The sequence below is a fragment of the Klebsiella sp. WOUb02 genome (genome assembly GCF_050058015.1).
GTDB lineage: Bacteria > Pseudomonadota > Gammaproteobacteria > Enterobacterales > Enterobacteriaceae > Klebsiella.
Window position 1 is genome coordinate 1,018,729 of record NZ_CP170110.1, and the last position, 24,593, is coordinate 1,043,321.

General features: G+C 59.4%; 17 protein-coding genes and 8 pseudogenes. 16 read left to right on the plus strand and 9 right to left on the minus strand.

Translation table 11 applies throughout. The annotated features are described in order from the left end of the window. Window positions 1-5: 5 nt before the first annotated feature. The 6 genes and pseudogenes from ABOC21_RS11715 (at window position 6) to urtE (ending at window position 6,802) form a co-directional block, all read left to right on the plus strand. Window positions 6-1,110, plus strand: a pseudogene (locus tag ABOC21_RS11715) (cobalamin-independent methionine synthase II family protein). Between the two features lie 174 nt (window positions 1,111-1,284). After that, window positions 1,285-2,556, plus strand: a complete 1,272-nt coding sequence (urtA, locus tag ABOC21_RS11720) for an urea ABC transporter substrate-binding protein (protein ID WP_426814668.1) — start codon at window positions 1,285-1,287, stop codon at window positions 2,554-2,556. Window positions 2,557-2,654: 98 nt separating this feature from the next. Then, window positions 2,655-4,223 (plus strand): annotated as a pseudogene (urtB, locus tag ABOC21_RS11725) (urea ABC transporter permease subunit UrtB). Then, window positions 4,223-5,297, plus strand: a pseudogene (gene urtC, locus ABOC21_RS11730) (urea ABC transporter permease subunit UrtC). Before urtB ends, urtC begins: the two co-directional pseudogenes overlap by 1 nt. Beyond that, window positions 5,297-6,094 carry an urea ABC transporter ATP-binding protein UrtD gene (gene urtD, locus ABOC21_RS11735; protein ID WP_426814669.1) on the plus strand — a complete coding sequence of 266 codons (798 nt, stop codon included), beginning with the start codon at window positions 5,297-5,299 and terminating at the stop codon, window positions 6,092-6,094. The pseudogene urtC and the gene urtD overlap by 1 nt, the downstream one beginning before the upstream one ends. A gap of 9 nt (window positions 6,095-6,103) precedes the next feature. Further along, window positions 6,104-6,802 carry an urea ABC transporter ATP-binding subunit UrtE gene (gene urtE, locus ABOC21_RS11740; RefSeq protein WP_426814670.1) on the plus strand — a complete coding sequence of 233 codons (699 nt, stop codon included), beginning with the start codon at window positions 6,104-6,106 and terminating at the stop codon, window positions 6,800-6,802. A gap of 48 nt (window positions 6,803-6,850) precedes the next feature. On the opposite strand, the pseudogene ABOC21_RS11745 reads toward urtE, so the two are convergent. Both ABOC21_RS11745 and ydeE read right to left on the minus strand, forming a co-directional pair. Continuing rightward, window positions 6,851-7,322, minus strand: a pseudogene (locus tag ABOC21_RS11745) (helix-turn-helix domain-containing protein). 116 nt (window positions 7,323-7,438) lie between these two features. Further along, window positions 7,439-8,635, minus strand: coding sequence for an efflux MFS transporter YdeE (gene ydeE / locus ABOC21_RS11750; protein WP_426814671.1), 1,197 nt, complete (start codon window positions 8,633-8,635; stop codon window positions 7,439-7,441). 194 nt (window positions 8,636-8,829) lie between these two features. On the opposite strand from ydeE, the gene eamA reads away from it, so the two are divergent. After that, the gene (gene eamA, locus ABOC21_RS11755; RefSeq protein ID WP_426814672.1) at window positions 8,830-9,729 is read left to right on the plus strand and encodes an O-acetylserine/cysteine exporter; all 900 of its coding nucleotides are present in this window, start codon (window positions 8,830-8,832) and stop codon (window positions 9,727-9,729) included. 43 nt (window positions 9,730-9,772) lie between these two features. Here eamA and marB read toward each other — a convergent pair whose 3' ends face one another. The 3 genes and pseudogenes from marB to marR all read right to left on the minus strand — a co-directional run bounded on the left by marB (window position 9,773) and on the right by marR (window position 10,842). Then, complete coding sequence (gene marB / locus ABOC21_RS11760) at window positions 9,773-9,979, minus strand: multiple antibiotic resistance protein MarB (protein WP_426814673.1); 207 nt, start codon at window positions 9,977-9,979, stop codon at window positions 9,773-9,775. Window positions 9,980-10,009: 30 nt separating this feature from the next. Beyond that, window positions 10,010-10,390 (minus strand): annotated as a pseudogene (gene marA / locus ABOC21_RS11765) (MDR efflux pump AcrAB transcriptional activator MarA). 17 nt (window positions 10,391-10,407) lie between these two features. Continuing rightward, the gene (gene marR / locus ABOC21_RS11770) at window positions 10,408-10,842 is read right to left on the minus strand and encodes a multiple antibiotic resistance transcriptional regulator MarR (protein ID WP_375214821.1); all 435 of its coding nucleotides are present in this window, start codon (window positions 10,840-10,842) and stop codon (window positions 10,408-10,410) included. A 215-nt stretch (window positions 10,843-11,057) separates the two neighbouring features. Between marR and ABOC21_RS11775 the strand changes: the two genes are divergently transcribed. Further along, window positions 11,058-11,726 (plus strand): MarC family NAAT transporter, encoded by a 669-nt coding sequence (locus ABOC21_RS11775; RefSeq protein ID WP_426814674.1) that lies wholly within the window; start codon window positions 11,058-11,060, stop codon window positions 11,724-11,726. A gap of 62 nt (window positions 11,727-11,788) precedes the next feature. Here the strand turns inward: ABOC21_RS11775 and ABOC21_RS11780 are convergent, their stop codons facing one another. Then, window positions 11,789-12,985 carry a sugar transporter gene (locus ABOC21_RS11780; RefSeq protein WP_426814675.1) on the minus strand — a complete coding sequence of 399 codons (1,197 nt, stop codon included), beginning with the start codon at window positions 12,983-12,985 and terminating at the stop codon, window positions 11,789-11,791. A gap of 203 nt (window positions 12,986-13,188) precedes the next feature. Between ABOC21_RS11780 and ABOC21_RS11785 the strand changes: the two genes are divergently transcribed. After that, complete coding sequence (locus ABOC21_RS11785; RefSeq protein WP_426814676.1) at window positions 13,189-13,980, plus strand: PhzF family phenazine biosynthesis protein; 792 nt, start codon at window positions 13,189-13,191, stop codon at window positions 13,978-13,980. A gap of 77 nt (window positions 13,981-14,057) precedes the next feature. Here ABOC21_RS11785 and ABOC21_RS11790 read toward each other — a convergent pair whose 3' ends face one another. Next, window positions 14,058-15,002 carry an L-lactate dehydrogenase gene (locus ABOC21_RS11790; RefSeq protein WP_426814677.1) on the minus strand — a complete coding sequence of 315 codons (945 nt, stop codon included), beginning with the start codon at window positions 15,000-15,002 and terminating at the stop codon, window positions 14,058-14,060. Window positions 15,003-15,146: 144 nt separating this feature from the next. Here ABOC21_RS11790 and ABOC21_RS11795 point away from each other — a divergent pair, with 144 nt between their 5' ends. Continuing rightward, complete coding sequence (locus tag ABOC21_RS11795) at window positions 15,147-15,629, plus strand: GNAT family N-acetyltransferase (RefSeq protein WP_426814678.1); 483 nt, start codon at window positions 15,147-15,149, stop codon at window positions 15,627-15,629. On the opposite strand, the gene ptrR is transcribed toward ABOC21_RS11795, so the two are convergent. After that, window positions 15,583-16,461 (minus strand): putrescine utilization regulator PtrR, encoded by an 879-nt coding sequence (ptrR, locus tag ABOC21_RS11800; RefSeq protein WP_426814679.1) that lies wholly within the window; start codon window positions 16,459-16,461, stop codon window positions 15,583-15,585. The genes ABOC21_RS11795 and ptrR overlap by 47 nt on opposite strands. 118 nt (window positions 16,462-16,579) lie before the next feature. On the opposite strand from ptrR, the pseudogene sad reads away from it, so the two are divergent. From sad to ABOC21_RS11830, 6 genes and pseudogenes are all read left to right on the plus strand, one after another. Then, window positions 16,580-17,966, plus strand: a pseudogene (sad, locus tag ABOC21_RS11805) (succinate-semialdehyde dehydrogenase). Window positions 17,967-18,045: 79 nt separating this feature from the next. After that, complete coding sequence (gene glsB, locus ABOC21_RS11810; RefSeq protein WP_426814680.1) at window positions 18,046-18,972, plus strand: glutaminase B; 927 nt, start codon at window positions 18,046-18,048, stop codon at window positions 18,970-18,972. Continuing rightward, window positions 18,972-19,337: a DUF4186 domain-containing protein gene (locus ABOC21_RS11815; RefSeq protein WP_426814681.1), complete on the plus strand. Its 366-nt coding sequence runs from the start codon at window positions 18,972-18,974 to the stop codon at window positions 19,335-19,337. The genes glsB and ABOC21_RS11815 overlap by 1 nt, the downstream gene beginning before the upstream one ends. Before the next feature lie 115 nt (window positions 19,338-19,452). Further along, window positions 19,453-20,865 carry a GGDEF domain-containing protein gene (locus ABOC21_RS11820; RefSeq protein WP_426814682.1) on the plus strand — a complete coding sequence of 471 codons (1,413 nt, stop codon included), beginning with the start codon at window positions 19,453-19,455 and terminating at the stop codon, window positions 20,863-20,865. A gap of 90 nt (window positions 20,866-20,955) precedes the next feature. Further along, a complete protein-coding gene (locus ABOC21_RS11825; protein ID WP_426814683.1) occupies window positions 20,956-21,486 on the plus strand; it encodes a GNAT family N-acetyltransferase in 531 nt (176 codons plus the stop codon). Window positions 21,487-21,589: 103 nt separating this feature from the next. Beyond that, window positions 21,590-23,042: pseudogene (locus ABOC21_RS11830) on the plus strand (tagaturonate reductase). Window positions 23,043-23,581: 539 nt separating this feature from the next. Here ABOC21_RS11830 and ABOC21_RS11835 read toward each other — a convergent pair. Beyond that, window positions 23,582-24,593 (minus strand): annotated as a pseudogene (locus ABOC21_RS11835) (LacI family DNA-binding transcriptional regulator).

Sequence of the window (24,593 nt, forward strand, 5' to 3'; positions counted from 1 at the left end):
AAACCATGCAACGCTCACAGGCCCCGTTCCGCGCTGATATCGTCGGCAGCTTCTTACGTCCGAATGCGATCAAGCTGGCGCGCCAGCAGTTTGCCGAAGGCGCCATTGATAGCGGGCAGTCTGCGGCGGGTGGAAGATGAAGCGATTCGTCAACTGGTACAGCAGCAGTGTGACTGCGGCCTGCACGTGGTGACCGACGGCGAGTTTCGTCGCGCGTGGTGGCACTTTGATTTCTTTGACGGCCTGCAGGGCGTCGAGCGCTACGATTCGGATCGCGGCATCCAGTTCAACGGCGTGCAGACCAAGGCGCACGGTATCCGGGTGACCGGTAAGCTGGCGTTTGGCGAACATCCGATGCTGGAAGATTTTCGCTTTCTGCAGAGCATCAGCGGCAACGCGCAGCCAAAAATGACCATTCCCAGCCCGAGCGTGCTGCATTTCCGCGGCGGGCGTAAAGATATTGATGCAACCGTCTATCCGGATCTCGCCGACTATTTTGCCGACCTCGCGACCACCTGGCGCGATGCGATTCGCGCGTTTTATGACGCCGGCTGCCGCTATCTGCAGCTGGATGATACCGTCTGGGCCTACCTGTGCTCCGACCAACAGCGCCAGCAGGTACGCGACCGCGGGGAAGATCCGGACGAGCTGGCGCGGATCTATGCCCGGGTGCTCAATCAGGCCCTGGAAGGCAAGCCGGATGATTTAACCATCGGCCTGCACGTCTGCCGCGGCAACTTCCGCTCCACCTGGATCTCCGAAGGCGGCTACGAGCCGGTGGCGGAAGTGCTGTTTGGCAGCGTCAACGTCGATGCGTTCTTCCTTGAGTACGATAACGACCGCTCCGGCGACTTTGCGCCGCTGCGCTTTATCCGCCCGGGCCATCAGCAGGTGGTGCTGGGGCTGATTACCACCAAAAACGGCGAGCTGGAGAATCCTGAAGGGATTAAGGCGCGGCTGGCGGAGGCGGCGCAGTACGTTTCTCTACAGCAGATATGCCTCAGCCCGCAGTGCGGCTTCGCCTCGACCGAAGAGGGGAATTCCCTGACCGAGTCGCAGCAGTGGGATAAAGTCCGCCTCGTCACCGGGGTCGCCGCCCAGGTCTGGTAACCACACTTCTTAGCGCAGCGTTGCACTATTTTGAGGCAACGCTGCGTCTTTCTTTTTACGCTCCCGCCGCGCGCCGCGCCTTCAGGTTGTTCAGCAACCTGGCATCTTTTTTGCCTTATCACTTCCGGTTAGTCGTTAATTCATTTTTTGTTTTTGCGATATTCAGGAGTGAACATGCAGCGTCGAACACTATTAAAAGCTTTTGCACTCTCCGCCTCTGTCATCAGCATGGGCTACACCTTTCCGGCTTTCGCCGTCGACACCATTAAGGTCGGCATTATGCATTCGCTCTCCGGGACGATGGCTATCTCCGAAACGCCGCTAAAAGACGTCGCGCTGATGGCGATCGACGATATTAACGCCAAGGGCGGCGTGCTGGGTAAAAAGCTCGAACCGGTGGTAGTGGACCCGGCCTCGAACTGGCCGCTGTTTGCGGAAAAAGCCCGCCAGCTGCTGACCCAGGACAAGGTTGCGGCGGTCTTTGGCTGCTGGACCTCAGTGTCGCGTAAATCGGTGCTACCGGTATTCGAAGAGCTCAACGGGCTGCTGTTCTACCCGGTACAGTACGAGGGCGAAGAGATGTCGCCGAACGTCTTCTATACCGGCGCGGCGCCAAACCAGCAGGCTATCCCGGCGGTGGAATACCTGTTAAGCGAGGACGGCGGCGGCGCGAAGCGTTTCTTCCTGCTCGGGACGGACTACGTCTATCCGCGCACCACCAACAAGATCCTGCGCGCCTTCCTGCACGCCAAAGGGATTCAGGATAAGGACATCGAAGAGGTCTACACCCCGTTCGGCTACAGCGATTACCAGACCATCGTCGCCAATATTAAGAAATTCTCGGCGGGCGGCAAAACCGCGGTGGTTTCAACCATCAACGGCGACTCCAACGTTCCGTTCTATAAGGAGCTGGCGAACCAGGGAGTGAAGGCCACCGACGTTCCGGTGGTTGCGTTCTCGGTGGGGGAAGAGGAGCTGCGCGGCATCGATACCAAACCGCTGGTCGGCAACCTCGCGGCGTGGAACTACTTTGAGTCGGTCGATAACCCGGTCAATAAGCAGTTCGTGGCCGACTACCGCGCCTATGCTAAGGCCCATAAGCTGCCGAACGCCGATACCGTCGTCACCAACGATCCGATGGAAGCCACCTGGGTCGGGCTGCATATGTGGGCGCAGGCGGTGACCAAGGCCGGCACGACCGATGTTGATAAGGTTCGCGCGGCGATGGCCGGACAAACGTTTAAAGCGCCGTCCGGCTTTACCTTGACCATGGATGCGACCAACCATCATCTGCATAAGCCGGTGATGATCGGTGAAATCGAAGGCAACGGCCAGTTCAACGTCGTCTGGCAGACCGACGATGCGGTTCGCGCCCAGCCGTGGAGCCCGTGGATCGCCGGTAACGATAAGAAACCCGATCATCCAGTAAAAACCGCCAGTAACTAAGCGTCACTCAGCGTCACCTTCCCGGACTACGGCCCGGGCGGGTGGAACGTGCTTTAACGAGCGTACGGGCGACCCGGAACGCCACAAGGAGAGCAATCATGAACGCGCTGCGCATCATGGGTTACTACTTCGCGCTGCTGGTGATGATTTTGCCGTGGCGCGCGCAGGCGGCGGACGCGGATGATTTTGTGACGGCCAATCGCAGCCAGCAGGCGCGGTTGCTTGAGCAGTGGGCCGCGGCCCCGCAAGCGCAGCGTCTGCCGCTGCTGCGCGCATTAGCGGCGGAAACGCTGCAGGTTGATAGCAGCGGCCACGCCTTCAGCAATCAGCAGGCGCTGGGGGCGGCGGCGGAATCTTCGGGAACCGCCAAACCGGTGCGGCTCACTAACCGCCTGCGCAATCTGGCCGCCGGCGCGCTGGCCACCCATCTGTTGGTGAGTGACAGTGTCACCGAAAGGGCGGCGGCGGTGAAAATCCTCCAGCGCGAAGCGACGCCCGCAATGAGCGGGCTGCTGCAACAGCGGCTGGCGGCAGAAACGGATGATGGCATCAAAACGCAGACTGGAGATGGCGCTTGCTCGCCTGCAGCTGAGCAGCCCAAACGGCGAGCAGCGGCTGGCGGCGGTTGAACGGCTGGGGCGCTCCTCCGATCCTGAAACCCAGGCGCTGCTGACGCCGTTTACCGACGCGCAGCATGAACCCGATGCTGGCGTACGCAGCGCGGCGGCCGAAAGCCTGAGCCAGATTAAACAGCGGCTGCTGCTCGGCGAAATCCTCGGCCAGGCCTTTATGGGGCTGTCGCTCGGTTCGGTGCTGCTGCTGGCGGCGCTGGGGCTGGCGATCACCTACGGGCTGCTGGGGGTCATCAATATGGCCCACGGCGAAATGTTGATGATCGGCGCCTACAGACTGCTGGCTGGTGCAGCAGGCGCTGTCCCAGTTCGCCCCGCAATGGCTGGCGATCTATCCGCTGATTGCGCTGCCGGTGGCCTTTCTGGTTACCGCCGGGATCGGCATGGCGCTGGAGCGTACCGTTATTCGTCATCTCTACGGACGCCCGCTGGAAACGCTGCTGGCGACCTGGGGCATCAGCCTGATGCTTATCCAACTGACGCGGATGCTGTTTGGCGCGCAAAACGTCGAGGTGGCGAACCCGGCGTGGCTCTCCGGCGGCATGCAGGTCCTGCCCAACCTGATCCTGCCGTGGAACCGGCTGGCGGTCCTCGGCTTCGTGATCCTCATTCTGTTCTTTACCTGGCTGATTCTGAATAAAACCCGGCTGGGCATGAACGTGCGGGCGGTCACCCAGAACCGGGCCATGGCCGCCTGCTGCGGCGTGCCGACCGGGCGGGTGGATATGCTGGCGTTTGGCCTCGGCTCCGGGATCGCGGGCCTGGGCGGCGTCGCGCTCTCGCAGATCGGCAACGTCGGGCCGGAGCTCGGCCAGGGCTATATCATCGACTCGTTTCTGGTGGTGGTGCTCGGCGGCGTCGGTCAGCTGGCGGGCAGCGTGGTGGCGGCATTTGGCCTCGGGATCTTTAACAAAATTCTCGAACCGCAGACTGGGAGCGGTGCTGGGCAAAATTCTGATCCTGGTGCTGATTATTTTGTTTATCCAGAAACGCCCGCAGGGGCTGTTCGCGTTAAAAGGCAGGGTGATTGACTGATGAGCCAACCGATGACCTTACAACTTGCGCGCAAAGCGCCCCGGCCGCTGCAGTGGCTTGGAGTGCTGGTAATCCTGACGCTGCTGAGCATGCCGTTTCTGGCGCTGTTGCCGCAGTCGCATCCGCTGGCGGTGCCCGAGTGGCTGCTGACCCTGACCGGTAAGATCCTCTGCTATGCCGTTGTCGCGGTGGCCCTGGATCTGGTGTGGGGCTACGCCGGCATGCTGTCGCTGGGCCACGGCATCTTCTTTGCGCTGGGCGGCTACGCGATGGGCATGTATCTGATGCGTCAGGCGGCCGGCGACGGTCTGCCGGCGTTTATGTCATTCCTGTCGTGGACCGAGCTGCCGTGGTTCTGGTGGGGAACCCAGCACTTTGCCTGGGCGATGCTGCTGGTGGTGCTGGTTCCCGGGCTGCTGGCGCTGGTTTTCGGCTGGTTTGCCTTTCGCTCCAAAATCAAAGGGGTCTACTTTTCGATAATGACCCAGGCGCTGACCTACGCCGGCATGCTGCTCTTTTTCCGCAACGAGACCGGCTTCGGCGGCAACAACGGTTTTACCGGTTTCACCACGCTGCTCGGCTTTTCCGTCACCGCCACCGGCACCCGTGCGGCGCTGTTTATGGCGACGGTACTGCTGCTGCTGTTAACGCTGTGGATAGGCTTTCGCCTCGCCACCAGCAAGTTTGGACGCATTCTGACGGCGGTGCGCGACGCCGAAAACCGGCTGATGTTCTGCGGCTACGACCCGCGCGGCTTTAAGCTGCTGGTGTGGACGCTTTCCGCCGTGCTGTGCGGGCTGGCGGGGGCGCTGTACGTCCCGCAGGTAGGGATTATTAACCCTGGCGAAATGTCGCCGACCAACTCGATTGAGGCCGCTATCTGGGTGGCGCTTGGCGGCCGCGGAACCTTAGTCGGCCCGGTGCTGGGCGCGGGGCTGGTCAACGGCGCGAAAAGCTACTTCACGATGGCGATCCCGGAGTACTGGCAGTCTGTTCCTCGGACTGATTTTTATCATCGTCACGCTCTTTTTGCCGCGTGGGGTGATTGGCCTGCTGCGTAAAGGAGATCGCTGATGCAACCGGATGAAGGCCTGTTTACCCGCCAGCAGCCGACGGATCGCTTTCGTGAGCAAAGCGATCCGGTGCTGCAGCTGGAAAAGATTAACGTCAATTTTGACGGCTTCCAGGCGCTGACCGACCTCTCGCTGCAGATTGGCGTTGGCGAACTGCGCTGTATTATCGGGCCCAACGGCGCCGGGAAAACCACCCTGATGGACGTGATTACCGGCAAAACCCGGCCGCAGAGCGGTAGGGCGCTGTACGATCAGTCCATCGACCTGATGTCCCTTGACCCGATCGCCATTGCCCGTCAGGGGATTGGGCGCAAGTTTCAAAAGCCGACGGTCTTTGAAGCGCTGACGGTGGCTGAAAATCTTGAGCTGGCGCTGAAAAGCGATAAATCGGTGTGGGCCAGCCTGCGCGGGCGGCTGAACTCGGAGCAGGAGGACCGCATCAGCGATACCCTGCGCCTGCTGCGTCTGGACGCCGAACGCGGCCGGCAGGCGGGGCTGCTGTCGCATGGACAGAAGCAGTTCCTTGAGATCGGCATGCTGCTGGTGCAGGAGCCGCATCTGCTGCTGCTGGATGAGCCCGCCGCCGGCATGACCGACGCCGAAACCGAATACACCGCCGAGCTGTTTCGCACTCTGGCCGGGGCGCATTCGCTGATGGTGGTCGAGCATGATATGGGCTTTGTTGAAACGATTGCCGACCGGGTGACCGTTCTGCATCAGGGGCAGGTGCTGGCGGAAGGCTCGCTGCGCGAGGTGCAGGCCAACGAACAGGTGATTGACGTTTATCTTGGACGCTAAGGAGCGCCGATGCTGCAGGTTAACCAGTTACATCAATACTACGGCGGCAGCCATATTCTGCGCGGCGTCGATTTTGCCGCCCGGCCGGGGGAGATTACCTGCCTGCTCGGGCGCAACGGCGTCGGTAAAACCACGCTGCTGAAGTGCCTGATGGGGCTGGTCCCGGCGCGTAGCGGCGAGGTGATATGGCAGGATAAGCCCATCACGGCGCGCAGGCCCCATCAGCGCGTGCAGGCGGGGATCGCCTATGTCCCGCAGGGGCGGGAGATTTTTCCCCGCCTTACCGTTGAGGAGAACCTGCTGATGGGCCTTTCGCGCTTTGCCGCCCGCGACGCCCGGCAGGTTCCGGAGGAGATCTATCAGCTGTTTCCGGTGTTAAACACGATGAAGCAGCGGCGCGGGGGCGACCTCTCCGGCGGACAGCAGCAGCAGCTGGCGATTGGCCGGGCGCTGGCGAGCCGGCCGCAGTTGCTGCTCCTCGATGAGCCGACGGAAGGTATTCAGCCTTCGGTAATTAAGGAGATCGGCGAAGTCATCCGCCAGCTGGCGAACCGCGGCGATATGGCGATCCTGCTGGTTGAGCAGTTCTATGATTTTGCCGCCGCCCTTGCCGACCGCTATCTGGTGATGTCGCGGGGGGCGATTATTCAGCAGGGCAAGGGCGCGGATATGGAAGCCGAGGGCGTTCGCGCAATGGTGGCCATCTAAGCCGTAATAACCGTTCAGCGCGGCGCCGGGCGTCGCGCTGAACGGAGTCTACTTGCGCAACAATCGCTGCAGCCGCGCCTGGCGCCAGACTGCGGGTCAATCCGCCGAAGACAAACAGCCGGGCCGCTCTGACCAGCAGCAGCGCGCCCCAGATCGCGGCGACCCACGCCGACCAGTAGTTTTCGGGGCCGGTGACCCGGTTGAGTACCGCCAGCAGAACGCAAACCACCACCGCCACCGACAGCGAGCGGAAGAAGCGGCTCTCCTGATGGACCCGCGCTTTGGCCTCCTCAATGCGTAAATTGAGCGACTCTTCGTGCCCGACGGGGGCGTCGCCGCTCAGATCCGCTACGTTGACCTCAAATACGGCGGCGAGGGCGCTGAGCGTTTCCAGGCCCGGGCGGTCGCCGTTTTCGATGCGCTGAATGGTGCGCACGCTGACGCCGGCCAGTTCGGCCAGCTGCTCCTGAGACCATGCGCGCTGCAGACGTAACTGTTTAACCTGATTAATGCTGTTCATCATCTCTATCTCCGGGTGAAACCTGAGATGCAGCGTGATGGTTTCCGTCGTTGGCCGCCACGATCCTCTCCCGACAGTAACCCGACACCGACCCGACAGCCCCATGACGGCGGGCTTCAGGCGCTGGCGACCGGATAACCTTTTTGTCGCGGGGGATTGTTCATACCGCGGAAAATCATCAGCCACGCGGCGATTATCGCCGCCATCAGCACCACAAACAGCGACCAGTGCGGCATATGGGTCAGAATCGCCCCGGTGATCATCGGATTAAACGCCGCGCCAAGCCAGCCGAGCGACTGGGCGGAAAAATAGCTGGCCTTCATGCCCGCCGGCGCAATGTTGTCGATCAGCATATATTCCCCTGGCGCATAAATAACCTCTCCAAGGGTAAAAATCGCCGCCGACGCCCCCCACAGCAGCAGGCTGCCGCCGGAAAGAAGAAACCCGCCCAGCCCGATGACAAAGCATAGCGTACCGAAGGTCATCAGCGGGCGGATATTACGCGCGTTCAGCCTGCGCCCGACGGCATACTGCAGCGCCACCACCACCGCGGCGTTAACCGGTAAAACCACCGCCACCACTTTTTCAGCAAAGTCGCTGTCGGCGACCACCAGCACGTACTGGGAAATACAGGAGGCGAAGGAGCCGCCGACAAACGACGCCAGCAGCGCGGAGAGCGTAAACCACATTAAGGCCCGATCGCGCAGTAGTACCGAGGGCGACCACTGGCTGGCGCTATCCGCAGCGATCGCCGCCGAGGTCCGCTGGACGAAGATCTGGATAAACACCAGCGGAAAGGCGGCGCAGGCCGCGGCCAGCCAGAACGGCAGGTTAATGCTGTGCATCACCAGCAGGGTGCCAAGCGGGGGGCCGACGGTCCAGCCGATATTGAGAAAGGTATAGTTGAGCGAGAAGATCCGCGCCTTTTTTTCCGGCGACAGAACGTCGGCAAACCACGCCTTTAGCACGGTGGAGAAGACGGAATAGGCGCAGTTGATCAGGGCGAAGAAAAACACCACCAGAGGGACGCTGTTCACCAGCGGGATCGCCACAAAGCCGCAGATAAATGCCGTCACGGCAATCAGCATATAGCGCTTTTTATCGAACTTATCGGCCAGAATGCCGAATCCCATGCTGAACACCACCCCGACCGTCAGGGCGATAGACATGGCATAGCCGATTTTATCTACCTCCAGCTGATACTGGCGGGTAAGAAAGATGGTCATAAAAGGAAGCGTCGCGCCGCGGCCGATGGTGAGCAGCAGCGATGAGGCCAGCAGCGCTATCGTTGAGCGCCTGAGGGTCGGTATCATTTTTTCCTTGCCTGATAAATGTTATTTTTTTGTGGTGCTTTTCACAAATAACATGGTCTCTTAGGCTTGTATAGCATTCCACATGGCCAAAAGGGGGATCCGGACCCTGCTAAAAATAATGATCTATCCGGATGATGATTTTTTCGTTACTTTGATTTCATTAATAAAAATTCGCGCAATGCACGGGATGGGGTATGACACGTAAAGACGGACTGCTGGCGCTGCTGGTGGTGGTCGTTTGGGGGCTTAATTTTGTGGTGATTAAGCTCGGGCTGCACAATATGCCGCCGCTGATGCTGGCGGGGCTGCGTTTTTTACTGGTCGCCTTCCCGGCGCTGCTGTTCGTGGCGCGGCCTAAAATTCCCCTGCGCCTGCTGCTGGGCTACGGCCTGACGATCAGCTTTGGGCAGTTCGCCTTTCTGTTCTGCGCCATCGGCCTCGGTATGCCCGCCGGACTGGCCTCGCTGGTGCTGCAGGCGCAGGCGTTCTTTACTATTATCCTCGGCGCGTTTACCTTCGGCGAACGTCTGCAGGGCAAGCAGATGGCCGGCATCGCGCTGGCGATTTTCGGCGTGCTGGTGCTGGTCGAAGCGAGCCTCGGCCCGCAGCACGTGCCGGCGGTCGGATTTATGCTGACCCTCGCGGCGGCGCTGAGCTGGGCCTGCGGCAATATCTTCAATAAAAAAATCATGTCCCGCGCGGAGAAACCGCAGATCATGTCTCTGGTGGTGTGGAGCGCGCTGATCCCGGTACTGCCGTTTTTGCTGGCCTCTTTCCTGCTCGATGGCCCGCAAAAAATGGCCGCCAGCCTGCTGCAGATCGATCTGCTGACCGTGCTTTCGCTGCTCTATCTGGCGTTTATCGCCACGATTGTCGGCTATGGGATTTGGGGCTCGCTGCTCGGGCGCTATGAGACCTGGCGGGTGGCACCGCTGTCGCTGCTGGTGCCGGTGGTCGGGATGGCCAGCGCCGCGCTGCTGCTTGGCGAAACCCTGAGCGGGCTGCAGCTTACCGGGGCGGTGCTGATTATGGCCGGGCTCTATATTAACATTTTCGGTCTGCGGCGCATTCGCCTCGGCGCGGCGCGAGGATAAAAAAAAGCCCCGCAATCGGGGCTAAGAAAGCAGCGTTGCGCGGTCAGTTGTAGTAGGGCACGCCCAGCTCATCTGACTTGTCGCTACCGGCAGCCATATGATTGAAATCAAACGGCGAATCGTTATGTTCGGCAGGCATTATCATCGCATCGCGGTGGTTATGACGAACCGGAGTAGTGGTTTGCTCCGCGTAGCTCTGGCCAGAGGCCAGTGCGACCAGCACAAGGGCGGGGGAAGCGAATAGTTTCATGATTTCCTCAATACGTCTTTTTGCAGGCGATTAACAACAGTTGTTTAGCGGCATCAGATAGCGGGATTCACCCGGCATATTTGTCATGCGATATTTATGCGGCGGAACGTCGAAATAGTTTTTAAAGGTTCGGGTCAGCGTTTGCTGGGATTCAAAACCGTAGCGCTCCGCCAGGTAGAGGATCGGCTCGTTGCTCTGCTTGAGCTTCTACGCGATCTCGGTCAGCTTGCGGCTGCGGATGTACTGACCTAAGGAGTGACCGGTCTCTTTCTTGAACATTCTTTGCAGGTGCCATTTAGAGTAACCTGAGCGCTCAGACACTTTCTCCAGCGACAGCGGTGATTCCAGGTTATCTTCGATCCACGACAAAATACTATGGATAGTGATGGCGTCGTTATTGCGTCTGGACATCATCTTACCTCTTCTTATTACGGCAGGACTTTCTTGAGTAAATACTCAAGGGTGACCACTTCGTCCGCCGACAGATTTTTTGTTAACTCCTGGTGCAATTTCTGACCCACAACCTGATGACATTGCTCACATAGCGCCGCGCCGTCTGACGTTAGCTGCACCAGCACGCCGCGTTTGTCAGTGGGGTTGGGTAACCGTTCAATCCAGCCTTTACAGACCAGGCGGTCGAGCATGCGCGTCATTGCGCCTGGGTCGACCGAGAGCACGGTTTTCAGCTCAACGGGGGTAATGCATACTTCGCAACGAATGGAACAGAGCACCCGGAACTGGGTGGAAGTGATATCCATCGGTGAGAGGTACTCGTTGAGCAGGCGATCTTTTTTCTGGTTAACCATCTGGATCAAGCGACCGAGGGGGATCATTTCGTTAAACAGGTCACTCGTGCTTTTCACAATGGTTGCCCAGGCAATTATTTAATTGCTGTGGATATTATTGCCCAGGCAACAATAAGTCAACCTGATGGATTCGGCGATGACACAATTTGCTAAAGCACCTTTGCACAGGGGCCGCGGATAAAATATCGGCGCTGGTATGATAGCGACAACCAACGTTATACTCAGAGAGTTAAATTTTTAATTGTTCAATATTAACAGGGGCTTAATTAATTATGATGGAGCTTTTTAAAGCGATAAGTCTGGGGCTGGTGGTGATTTTGCCGCTGGCAAACCCGCTCACGACCGTCGCTCTGTTCCTCGGGCTGGTGGGCAACATGAACAGCGCCGAGCGTAACCGACAATCGCTGATGGCCTCGGTATATGTCTTTATCATTCTGGCGGTGGCGTGGTATGCCGGCCAGGTGGTGATGAACACCTTCGGCATTTCGATACCCGGTCTGCGTATTGCCGGCGGGCTGATCGTCGCCTTTATTGGTTTCCGGATGCTGTTTCCGCAGCAGAAGGCCCATGACTCGGTGGAAGCCAAGATGAAATCGGAAGAGCTGCAGGACGAGCCGACGGCCAATATCGCCTTTGTCCCGCTGGCCATGCCGAGTACCGCCGGGCCGGGTACTATCGCGATGATCATCAGTACGGCGTCGACGGTGAAGCACGGCGTTGAGTTTCCGGAGTGGGTGGTGCTGGCGGCGCCGCCGATTACCTTCGCGCTGGTGGCGCTGATTCTGTGGGCCAGCCTGCGCAGCTCCGGGGCGATTATGCGCCTGGTCGGCAAGGGCGGCACCGAGGCGATCTCCCGCCTGATGGGCTTCCTGCTGGTGTGTATGGGCGTGCAGTTTATTATTAACGGGGTGCTGGAGATCATTACCACCTATCATGTCTGATGGGGCAATGGATAAAAAAAAGCCGGACAGCGTCGCGCTGCCCGGCTTTTTTATTCTGGCTATCAGGAGTGGTGCGGCCTTTCTTCCAGCGACACCGGCCAGCGGCGGAAAATCATCACCGCCCAGACCAGCGCCACCAGCGCCGGAATGGCGCCGACGTAGCCGATAGAGGCCATTGACAGATGGGTGCTCACCTGGCTGCCGACCAGCGCGCCGGCGCCGATGCCTATATTAAAGATCCCCGAGAACAGCGACATCGCCACGTCGGTCGCGTCCGGCGCCAGCGCCAGCACCTTAACCTGCATTCCCAGGCCGATAATCATAATCGCCACGCCCCAGAAGATGCTCAGCAGCATCAGGTGGTTGGCATTTTGCGATGCCGGCAGCAGCAGCAGCAGGCAGGCCAGCAGCAGGCCAATCGCGACATTAATCAGGCCCGAAGCGTGCTGATTGCCCATTTTGCCGAACAGCACGCTGCCGATGATCCCCGCGCCGCCGAGCACCAGCAGCAGCACGGTGGCGAAATTACCGCTCATCCCGGCCACCGTCTGTACAAACGGCTCGATGTAGCTGTAGGCGGTATAGTGCGCGGTCACCACGATAACGGTCAGCAGATAGATGCTGAGCAGCGCCGGGCGGCGAAACAGCAGCGGCAGGCTTTTCAGCGAACCGGAGTGCTCGCTGGGCAGCTTCGGCAGCAGCTTGTAGAGACACACCAGCGTCACCAGCGCGCCAATACCGATGACCAGGAAGGTCGTGCGCCAGCCGAAATACTGGCCAACGATACGGCCGATGGGGATACCGAAGACCATCGCCAGCGCGGTGCCGGTGGCGATCAGGCTCAGCGCCTGGGCGCGTTTTCCCGGTGGCGCCATGCGGATTGCCAGCGCCGAGGTAATGGACCAGAACACCGCGTGAGCAAAGGCGATACCGATACGGCTGATCACCAGCACGTTAAAGTTCCACGCAAAAAACGACAGCACGTGGCTGGCGATAAACAGAATAAACAGGCCGATCAGCAGGCGGCGGCGCTCCATCTGGCTGGTGAGCAGCATAAACGGCAGCGACATCAGGGCCACAACCCACGCGTAAATAGTCAGCATCATGCCGACCTGGGCGGTTTCCATGCCGAAGCTGTCGGCGATATCCGACAGCAGGCCGACCGGCGCGAATTCGGTGGTATTAAAGATAAAAGCGGCGATCGCCAGCGTGACTACCCGAAGCCACGCGACCTTGCGTGAAACCGTGTTTGTAATCATAGGTTTTGAACTGAGTGATGATTAGAGGAAGAAGAGAGGGCGATCTTAAAACGATTGCTGCTGAAAATACAATCATTTTGTGATCTGAGTCTCATTATCCCGTCGCGCAGATAAAAACGCTAACAGATTAATTTTTATATAGATCGTGTGCATATCGCGCTTTTATGTCATGTTGAGGGTAAGTAAAAAAAAGGAACACAGCGATGCAGGAAATTGATTTTTATCTGGTGGACGCTTTCAGCGATCGCAACTTTGGCGGTAACGCCGCGGCGGTATGCCCGCTCACCGAGTGGCTGCCGGACGAGACGCTGCTCAAAATGGCGCAGCAGCACAATCAGTCGGAGACCGCCTTCTTCGTGCGTACCGATGCAGGCTATGAGCTGCGCTGGTTTACCACCCAGTATGAGATAAACCTCTGCGGCCATGCCACGCTGGCGGCCTCGCACGTTATTTTTGAATATCTTGACTATCCCAGCGCCACTATCGTTTTCAGCACCCGCTTTGTTGGCGAACTGCGGGTGACGCGCAGCGGCGACTGGCTGACCCTCGACTTCCCGGCGTGGTCGACGACGGAAGTTGCCGTCCCGCCCGCCGGGCTGTTTGCCGGACTGGGAATTAGCGACGCGCTGGACGTGCGGGTCGGGCGCGACTACCTGGTGGTGCTGGCCGACCGTCAGCAGGTTGAAGCTGTCCGTCCGGATATGCGCCAGCTCCAGACGCTCGGCAAGATGGTCTGTATCAGCGCGGCGGATGAGGAGTACGATTTTGTCAGCCGTTTCTTCTGTCCTGGCGAAGGCGTTGCCGAAGATCCGGTTACCGGCTCGGCCCATAGCATGCTAATCCCATACTGGGGCGAGAAGCTCGGCAAAACGCAGATGCTGGCGCGTCAGGTATCGGCCCGCGGCGGCGATCTGCGCTGCCAGTGGCAGGGAGATAGGGTGCTGATCGGCGGCCAGGCGGTCACCTACCTGATTGGCAAAATAGGCCTGCGCTAGCGTAATCCTGTGAAAGGGGCTGTCACGTCTTGTGGCGGCTGGCCTGGCTCCGAGTTTGTCCGACGCCAGGCCATACCTTATTCGAGGCGGGCGATATTGGCTTTAATCACCGCCACCGAATGAAGGAACTTCTCGCTTTCCTCCGGCGCCAGCTGCAATTCTATAATCTGCTGCACGCCGTTTTGCGCCAGCACGGCCGGTACGCCGACCGCTGCGCCGCGAATGCCGTACTCGCCATCGAGAATGCAGGAGATGGCCAGCGCGCGGTGGCTACCGGTAAAGATATTGCGACAAATCTCGGCGATGGTTCCGGCGACGCCATATTCGGTGCAGCCTTTACCGGCATAGATCTCAAACCCGAGTTTGCGCACCCGGTCGGCGATTTGCTGACGGTCCAGCACCTTACCGGTATGTTTTTGGTAAACCTCGGCAATCGGCGAGCCGTACACCGACGAGTGGGACCACACCGGAAACTGGGTATCGCCATGTTCACCGAGAATAAAAGCATCGATACTCTGGGCGCCAATATCCAGCTCCTGTGCCAGAACCCGGCGCAGGCGGGTGGTATCCAGCCAGACGCCGGTACCGATCACCTGGCCGCGCGGCAGGCCGGAAAGCTGCCACACCTGCCAGGTAATAATATCGCAGGGGTTGGTGGCAATCAGGAAGATACCGTTGAAACCGTTAGCCATCATCCGCGGGACAATGCTGCGGACGATTTTCGCCGTACGGGTCAGCTCGTCCAGCCGACTCTCTCCCTCTTTCAGCGCGCCGCCGGAGACGGTGATCACCGCGATATCCACATCGGCGCAGTCGCTGGCATCGCGTACTGAAATGGTCATCATTCCCGGCATATAGGCGGCGGCGTCGCTAAGGTCCTGCGCGTGCGCCTGGGCCCGCGTTTTATCGAGATCGACGAGGATCAGCTCTTCGCAGATATTCTGGTTTAATAATGCATAGGCCGCCGAGGTGCCGACGTTGCCTGCGCCGATGATCATCACCTTGCGCGCTTTGCTATTCATGGTCCGTTCCTGATATCAACCGTCATGGCATAAAATTACTGCGGCTCAATTGGTTAGCGCAAGAGGATGCCGGAGGTATAAGTTAATGCTATGAGAAACGGCTGTACGCGCTGCGCTACAGTGGCTCAAAAAAGGAGCTCGCCTATGTACACCATCGCCCCGACCACGCTATCCCATCCCGATCTCACCGCCCTTATTGCCCAGCTGGACGCTTTCCAGGAATCACTCTATCCGGCGGAGAGTAACCACCTCGTCGACCTGAGCCAGCTACGGGCGGAGTCGGTTATCGTGCTGCTTATCCGGGATGAAAACCAGCGGGCGGTGGGCTGCGGAGCGATCGTCCTTGGCGACGATGGCTTTGGCGAAATGAAGCGGGTGTTTATCGACCCCGGCCATCGCGGGCAGATGCTGGGTGAAAAGCTGCTGCAGGCGCTGGAAGAAGAGGCCCGCCGCCGCGACTGCCACACCGTGCGTCTTGAGACCGGCATCTATCAGCAGGCGGCGATCAGGCTCTATACCCGCAGCGGCTCTCAAACGCGCAGCCCCTTTGCCCCTTATCAGCCCGATCCGCTGAGCCTGTTTATGGAGAAACTGCTCGTTGCCGATCTTCGTTCAGCAGCGCTATAAACGCCTCCAGCTGGCGGGTTTTCGCCCCGCGCCGCCACACCAGCCAGGTGGTTAGCCAGCGCCACTCTTCGGCCAGCGGCCATGCGGAAACCTGCTGATGGCCGGGCATACTCTCCAGCATACTGCGCGGGATCAGCGCCAGCCCGGCGCCGGCAATCACGCACGCCAGCATGCCGTGATAGGACTCCATCTCATGGATCCGCCCGGGCGTAGCGCGATCGGCGTGGAACCAGCTTTCAAAATGGCGCCGATAGGAGCAGTTGGCGCGAAACGCGTAGACGTTGACGCCGTTCACCTCGCTGGCGCGCGTAATCGGCGCGTGGCCCACGGGGGCGACGATCATCATCTCTTCCGGGAATACCGGCAGGCCTTCAAGGCCGGGGTGCACCAGCGGGCCGTCGATAAATGCCGCGCTCAGGATGCCTTCGAGCACGCCGTCAATCATATTGCCGGAAGGGCCGGTCGAGAGCGCCAGATGGATTTTCGGATAGCGCTGGTTATAGAGTGCCAGCGCCGAGGGGATCCTTACCGCGGCGGTACTCTCCAGCGACCCCAGCGAAAATAGCCCCTGCGGCTCATCGCCGGCAACCACCATTCGCGCCTCGTCGACCAGCGCCAGGATCTGCTGGCTGTAGCGCAGAAAGCTATGGCCGGCAGGAGAGAGGCGCAGGCGCTGGTTCTCGCGGATAAACAGCTCAACGCCGAGGTCGGCCTCCAGCTGGCGAATGCGGGTGGTGAGGTTGGAAGGGACGCGGTGCACCTTCTGAGCGGCCTGGGTAATGCTGCCGGCGGCGGCGACGGCGTTAAACATCTCAAGCTGGGTCAGGTCCATAGTATTCTTCTTTTGTGAACAGGTTGCTTAATATTATTCATTTTCAATGAATGGGAGCGTAAGCCAGAATGAGGTCAGTTCGCAATCAACATTCGCCATCAACACAGAGAGAATAACGATGAATTTATCTGCCACGCATGCGGTTTCCGTCAATCCGACCACCGGTGAAATTGTGTCGTCTCTGCCCTGGTCTACGGAACAGGAGGTCGATGCGGCTATTGCTCTCGCCGAGCAGGGCTATCGCCGCTGGCGCACCGTGAGCGTGGCCCAGCGCGCCGAGGCGCTGCGTCAGGTCGGCAGCGTTCTGCGCAGCCGGGCGGAGGAGATGGCGCAGATGATAAGCCTGGAGATGGGTAAGCCGATTGCCCAGGCCCGCGGCGAAGTGACCAAATCGGCCAATCTCTGCGACTGGTATGCCGGGCACGGTCCGGCGATGCTGGAAACCGAAGCCACCCAGGTCGAAGATAATAAAGCGGTTATCGAATACCGTCCGCTGGGCGCCATTCTGGCGATTATGCCGTGGAACTTTCCCCTGTGGCAGGTGCTGCGCGGCGCGGTCCCGATCCTGCTGGCGGGCAACAGCTATCTGCTCAAGCATGCGCCAAACGTGATGGGCAGCGCGGCGCTGATCGGCGACATCTTCGCTCAGGCCGGGCTGCCGGCCGGCGTATTTGGCTGGGTTAACGCCACCAATGACGGTGTGTCGCAGACCATTAACGATCCGCGAATTGCCGCGGTGACGGTAACCGGTAGCGTGCGCGCCGGGAAGGCGATTGGCGCCCAGACCGGCGCCGCGCTGAAGAAATGCGTCCTTGAGCTGGGAGGATCGGATCCGTTTATCGTGCTCAACGACGCCAGCCTCGACGAGGCGGTGAAGGCGGCGGTCATCGGGCGCTATCAGAACACCGGACAGGTATGTGCGGCAGCGAAGCGCTTTATCGTCGAAGCCGGAATTGCCGATGCGTTCAGCAAAAAATTCGTTGCCGCCGTTGAGGCGTTGAAAATGGGCGACCCGCGCGATGAGGCCAACTATCTGGGGCCAATGGCGCGCTTCGATCTGCGCGACGAGCTTCATCAGCAGGTGGCGGCGACGCTGGCGGAAGGGGCGACCCTGCTGCTCGGCGGCGAAAAGGTTGCCGGCGCCGGCAACTACTATGCGCCGACGGTGCTGGGTAACGTGACCGCGGAAATGACCGGTTTCCGCCAGGGAGCTGTTCGGCCCGGTCGCCACCATCACCGTGGCTCGCGACGCCGCGCACGCTCTGGAGCTGGCTAACGACAGCGAGTTTGGCCTGTCGGCCACCGTTTTTACCGCCAGCGTCGAAGAGGCCGACCGCTTCTCCCGCCAGCTGGAGTGCGGCGGAGTCTTTATCAACGGCTATAGCGCCAGCGATGCGCGGGTAGCCTTTGGCGGCGTGAAAAAAAGCGGCTTCGGCCGTGAGCTCTCGCACTTTGGGCTGCATGAGTTCTGTAACGTGCAGACGGTATGGAAAGACCGTCGCTAATCGACGTTAGCGCCTGACGCCCGTCGCCGCGCTCTGCTATACTCGCAGCCCGAATTGAGATGTGGGCAAGGAGCCGGGCGTGGCGACGGTCATTAATAATGCAATGCTGGATGCGATTCTGGCAGAAATCAGGCCGCTGATTGGGCGCGGCAAGGTGGCGGACTACATTCCGGCGCTGGCCCGGGTGAGCGGCAACAAGCTTGGCATCGCGATCTGCACGGTTGACGGGCAGCACTATTTTGCCGGTGACGCCCATGAACGTTTTTCCATTCAGTCCATCTCTAAAGTGCTCAGCCTGGTGGTGGCGATGAACCACTATCAGGAGGACGAGATCTGGCAGCGGGTGGGGAAAGATCCCTCCGGCCAGCCGTTTAACTCGCTGCTGCAGCTGGAAATCGAGCAGGGGAAACCGCGAAATCCCTTTATTAACGCCGGGGCGTTGGTGGTGTGCGATATGCTGCAAAGCCGCCTCAGCGCGCCGCGCCAGCGGATGCTGGAAATTGTCCGACGCCTGAGCGGCGTGGCGGATATTGCCTACGATCCGCTGGTGGCGCGCTCTGAGTTTGAACACTCGGCGCGCAATGCGGCGATTGCCTGGCTGATGAAGTCCTTCGGCAATTTCCATAACGACGTCGCCACCGTGCTGCACAACTATTTCCACTACTGTTCGCTGGAGATGAGTTGCGTTGAGCTGGCGCGGACCTTTCTGTTTCTCGCCGATCGCGGCATCGCCCCGCATCTCAATACGCCGGTGATTGCGCCGATTCAGTCGCGTCAGGTGAATGCCCTGATGATGACCAGCGGGATGTATCAAAACGCCGGGGAGTTTGCCTGGCGCGTCGGGCTGCCGGCAAAATCGGGCGTTGGCGGGGGGATCGTGGCGATCGTTCCCCAGGAGATGGCTATTGCGGTATGGAGTCCGGAGCTGGACCAGGCCGGGAATTCGCTGGCCGGGATTGCGCTGCTGGAAAGACTCACGCAACAGGTGGGAAGGTCGATATTCTGATGGATGCCATGAACGGTTTATTTAGCCGCCTGCAGCGTTCGGCGTTTCGTTCCCGTTTTCGGCTGGGGATGAAAGAGCGGCAATACTGTATCGATAAAGGGGCGGAGACCATTGACCAGCACGCGGCGGATTTTATTGCCCGTCGCCTGGCGCCGGCGGTTATTCCCAATGACGGTAAGCAAACCCCGATGCGCGGTCATCCGGTATTTATCGCCCAGCACGCCACCGCCACCTGCTGCCGCGGCTGCCTCGAAAAGTGGCACGCGATCCCCCGCGGCCGGGCGCTGAGCGCCGACGAGCAGCGCTACGTCGTGCAGGTTATTCACCATTGGCTGGTGCTGCAGATGAATTCCGCCGGCCATTAATAGTGAGCAACAATCAGCCATAGGTATGCCTGATAAATATTCTCATGCTATGATAATCCGCTAACTAATTATTAACATAATAATTGCCTGAAACAATTAGACGGATAATTACTGAATGTCTTCACTGTCGATTCGGTCATTCACGCTGTTTCGTGAGGAGCAGCCCGTGCGCGATGCGCTGGTGTTATTCACGTTAACGCTGCTGCTTCATTTCTTTGGCGCGATGCTGCGCCTGGTGCAGGAACTCTCGTTTTTCTGGCCGCTGAATGCCGTGATGGCGGGGATCTTCGCGCGTTACGTCTGGCTAAATCGCAGCTATTTTTATGCGGTTTGTTTTGCCGCAATGCTGGTTTATGACGGTTTAACCTCGCGCTGGGGAATGGGCTTTGCCTCGCTGCTGATTAATTTCTCCAATATTGTCTTTATTGTGACCCTGGCGCAGCTGGTGCTGTGGGATAAACGCCGGGCTGATTCTATGCCGGGGCCGATTAATGCGCTAAGTCTGTTTTGCTACTGCCTGCTGGCGGCGCTGCTGTGCGCGGCCGTCGGCGCGCTGGGATCGGTGGACGTCGAGCGCGCCACCTTTATTCCCCAGCTGGCGGATTGGTTTAGCGAGCAGTTCTCCACCGCGGTGCTGATCCTGCCGTTTATTCTGACGCTGACGCTGCCTTCCGCTCTCGGCGTCTTTCGTTTTCGCCAGCTGCTGCCGGTTATCGCGCTGGTACTGTCGATTATTCTCGGGGTGAGCGTCGGCGGAGCAGGGAGCATCACCTTCCCGCTGCCGGCGCTGATCTGGTGCGCCATTCGCTATCCGCTGCCGCTGACCTGCCTGCTGACGTTTCTTACCGGCATTAGCGAAATTCTGCTGGTGGCCAACTCGCTGATTCATCTCTCTCCCGACGCCCGGATGCAGCCGTGGCAGCTCTTCTCCACCCGTCTGGGCATCGCCGCGATGCTGATTAGCCCGGTGATCGTCGCCTCGAGCGTAGAAGCGATTAATAATCTGGTGAAACAGCTGGCGCTGCGCGCCGATTTTGATTTCCAGACCCGCGTTTACTCGCGTTCCGGACTCGGCGAGGCGCTGAAGCGTCAGCCGCTGGCAGAAGGGCAGCTGTTGACCGTGATGGTGCTGGATATTGACGGCTTTAAGCGGGTTAACGACAGTTGGGGGCACGAGTGCGGCGATTGCGTCCTGACGCAGTTTGCGCAACAGGTGCGTCAGCTGGCGGGCGAGCAGGGAATGGTGGCGCGCATCGGCGGGGAGGAGTTCGCCGTGGCGACCCTGAGCTCATCGCTGCAGGAGAGTCAGGCGCTGGCGGAGAAAATCCGTCAGGGCGTTGAGGCGCAAACCTTTGTCTGGGGGCAGAATCAGATCCGCCTGACCGTGAGCATGGGGCTGGAGTCCCGTCAGGTGGGGAGCGAGCGGATAACCGAGCTCTTTAATCAGCTGCTGATGGCCGCCGACGACTATCTGGTGAGCGCCAAGAAGGCGGGGCGCAATCGCGTTTGTACCCCCGGGCTGGCGTGAAAGCGGTAATATGAAAATACGATAGTGATTTTGCTTGTGTTAAATTTAGGTTAAAAACATAGTGATGTGGTCAATTTTAAGGAACTTATTATGGCCACATCCTTTTCCCTGCGCACGCTCTCGCGTGAAGAAATCCTCGACCAGCTTCAGCCGCTAAGCGACATTTTGACCAGCTGCGTGAACGGCGGAGCGTCGGTCAGCTTTATGCTCCCATTCTCACCGCAAACCGCCAGCGACTTCTGGCGGCGTACCGCGCAGAGCGTTGCCGCCGGAGAGCGCATCGTGATAGTGGCGGAAAATGAACGTCATCAGATGGTCGGTACCGTCCAGCTTATTGTCAGCCAGCCGGAAAACCAGCCCCATCGCGCGGACGTGGCCAAACTTTTGGTTCACCAAAATGCCAGGCGCCAGGGGTTGGCCAACGCGCTGATGAACTATCTGGAGAAAGTCGCCCGCGACCAGGGCAAGTCCGTGCTGGTGCTGGATACCGCGACGGGCAGCGGCGCTGAGCGCTTCTACGTGCAGTGCGGCTGGGAGAAAGCCGGGGAAATTCCGTGCTATGCGCTGATGCCGGACGGTACGATGACCGCCACCTCGCTGTTCTATAAGTTCCTGCAATAACCGCCGATGGTTTGATCAAAACGGGGTTTTAGTCGTAGAGAAAGCTGATAAGTTATTACACCAATTACGCAGGTTGTATGACTACTCTATGAGGGGACTCCTTGTGAAAACACTAAATCGTCGCGATTTTCCCGGCGCGCAGTATCCTGAACGCATTATTCAGTTCGGCGAAGGCAACTTCTTACGCGCCTTTATCGACTGGCAGATCGATCTGCTTAATGAGCACACCGACCTGAATGCCGGCGTCGTCATCGTGCGTCCGATTGCGAGCGAATTCCCGCCGTCGCTGAGCGTGCAGGATGGTCTCTATACCACCATTATTCGCGGGCTCAACGAGCAGGGCGAAGCGGTTAGCGATGCGCGAATAATCCGCAGCGTCACCCGGGAAATCAGCGTCTATGCGGACTACGCCGAATACCTGCGCCTGGCGCATAATCCGGATATCCGTTTTGTGTTTTCGAATACCACCGAAGCGGGAATTAGCTACCACGCGGGAGACCGTTTTGATGATGCCCCGGCGGTGAGCTATCCGGCTAAGCTGACTCGCCTGCTGTTTGAGCGCTACAACTGCTTCTCCGGCGCCAGCGATAAAGGCTGGGTGATTATTCCCTGCGAGCTTATCGACTATAACGGCGAGGCCCTGCGCGAACTGGTGCTGCGCTACGCTAAAGAGTGGGCGCTGCCGGACGCTTTCTGCGCCTGGCTGGAAGAGGCGAATACCTTCTGCTCGACGCTGGTGGACCGTATCGTTACCGGCTATCCGCGCGATGAGGCGCGGCAGATCGAGCAGCAGCTCGGCTATAAAGACGCCTTCCTGGACACCGCCGAACATTTCTATCTCTTCGTTATTCAGGGGCCTCAATCGCTGGCCGCGGAGCTGCGCCTCGATAAGCTGCCGCTGAACGTCATGATTGTCGACGATATTAAGCCTTACAAAGAGCGTAAAGTGGCGATTCTCAACGGCGCGCACACCGCGCTGGTGCCGGTTGCCTTCCTGGCCGGGCTGGATACCGTCGGCGAAGCCATGAACGATCGCCAGATCTGCTCTTTCGTCGAAAAGGCCATTTATGAGGAAATTATTCCGCAGCTGGATTTACCGCGCGAAGAGCTGGAGACTTTCGCCAGCGCGGTGACCGGGCGCTTCCGCAATCCCTATATTAAGCATCAGCTGCTGTCGATTGCGCTTAACGGCATGACGAAATACCGCACCCGCATTCTGCCGCAGCTGCTGACGGGGCAGGCGAAAAACGGTAAACTGGCGGCCCGGCTGACCTTTGCGCTGGCGGCCTTAATCGCGTTTTATCGCGGGGAGCGCGGCGAGGAGAATTATCCGCTGCAGGACGATGCCGAATGGATGGCGCGCTATCGGGCGCTGTGGTCCGCGCATCGGGACGCGCAGGCTGAGTACCAGCGAGCTGGTGAAGGCGGTGCTGTCGGTTGAGGCGCACTGGCAGCAGGACTTGAGCCAGATTCCCGGTCTGGTGGAGCAGGTGACCCTCGACCTTGACGCCATACTGCTCAGCGGAATGCGCGCGGCGGTGAAACCGCTCTGCTAATTCAAATTTGACCCGGCGCTTGCCGGGTTATTTATCCCGCCTTATTAGTTACAACATACTTTTGATCTGCAGGGAAATAACCCTGCCAGGCCTGATGCTCCTGACCCGCTGCGTCATGCAGAACGAAATTGCAGAGGGGCGCGGCACCCTGCGGATGACGAATAGCGCCGCAAATGCGCAAATTCACGACCTCGATCGCGTTTCGGGACGCGCTGATGCCGCGGCTCATCTATAAATGGGCCTCAATTCAGCATTGCAGGAGTCATCATGATATTCAGAAAAGGGTTTCTTGTATTACCGGCTTTACTTATCTGTATGCAGGTTCACGCATATCCGGGTTTTCGCCAGCTGGCGTTGACGCTGTTTTTGCGCAAACAGCGCCGTTGCCAGCAAAATAAGCAGGGCGGATAAGGTAATAAGCGGAAAAGGAACCGAAAGCATGGCAGCCGTACCAGAACGAAAAATTAGCGGGAATAATTAGCGGGAATAGTTACATATATCCCGACGCGCTGTCGCCTCTGACGTGATGTCGGGAGGGGTTATTCCCGGCTGCTGGAGGATCTGACTTTTAGCCGGCCGGCCAGCATGACATGCGTTGCCGCATCCTCCTGATTGCACAGATACTCCACCGCCAGCCGCCCTAATTCGCTATATGGCAGCTGAATACTGGTAAGCGGCGGGGTGAGCTGCTCCGATATTTTCTGATCGTCGTATCCCGCCAGCAAGATATCCTGCGGCAGCCTGACGCCGTTGACCGCCAGCGCCTGATAGCAGCCGATTGCCAGCCAGTCGCTGGCGCAGAAGATGGCGTCCGGGCGATCCGGCTGCTCCAGCAGAGAGCAGGTGGCGGTAAAGGACTCGCTGAACTGCCAGTTGGTCTGGCGCACCAGGCCCGCATCGTACGTCTGTCCGGCCTGCTCCAGCGCCGCCTGATATCCCGCCAGCCGCTGGCGGGTCGCCTCCATCCAGCTTTCACCGGTGATGTGCGCGATGCGTCGCGCGCCCATAGAGATCAGATGGCGGGTCACCTGAAACGCGTTGGCGTAGTCGTCGGGGACAAACGAAGGCAGCAGCGGCGAGTCCGGGTCGCGCTGGTTGAGCAGCACCAGCGGCAGGCGGGTACAGTCCTGAAAATCGGTCATATCCGTAAGCGTGGTCACCGGGGAGGCGAGAATAATGCCGATACAGTTACGCTGCTCCAGGCTGACGGATAATATTAATCGCCAGCTCGACGTCGTCGGCGTAATCATAGACGGTCAGCAGCACTTCATTGCGCCAGGCCGCCTCTCGCGCTTGGCTGATCGCGTCGATAAAGGGGTCATAACTTTGCAGGGTGCTGACCAGCAGCGCCACCTCTTCCTGATTGCGCGGAGCGTGAATCGCCGGCAGGCGGTCGTAGCCGAGCTCCGTGGCGACGGCGATCACCCGCTGGCGGGTCTCCTCGCTCAGCTTGATATTCCGGGATTGATTAAGGACCAACGATACCGTTGCCTGTGAAACGCCCGCCGTACGGGCGATATCGTTCATCGTTACTTTGTTTTTCCGCGTCAT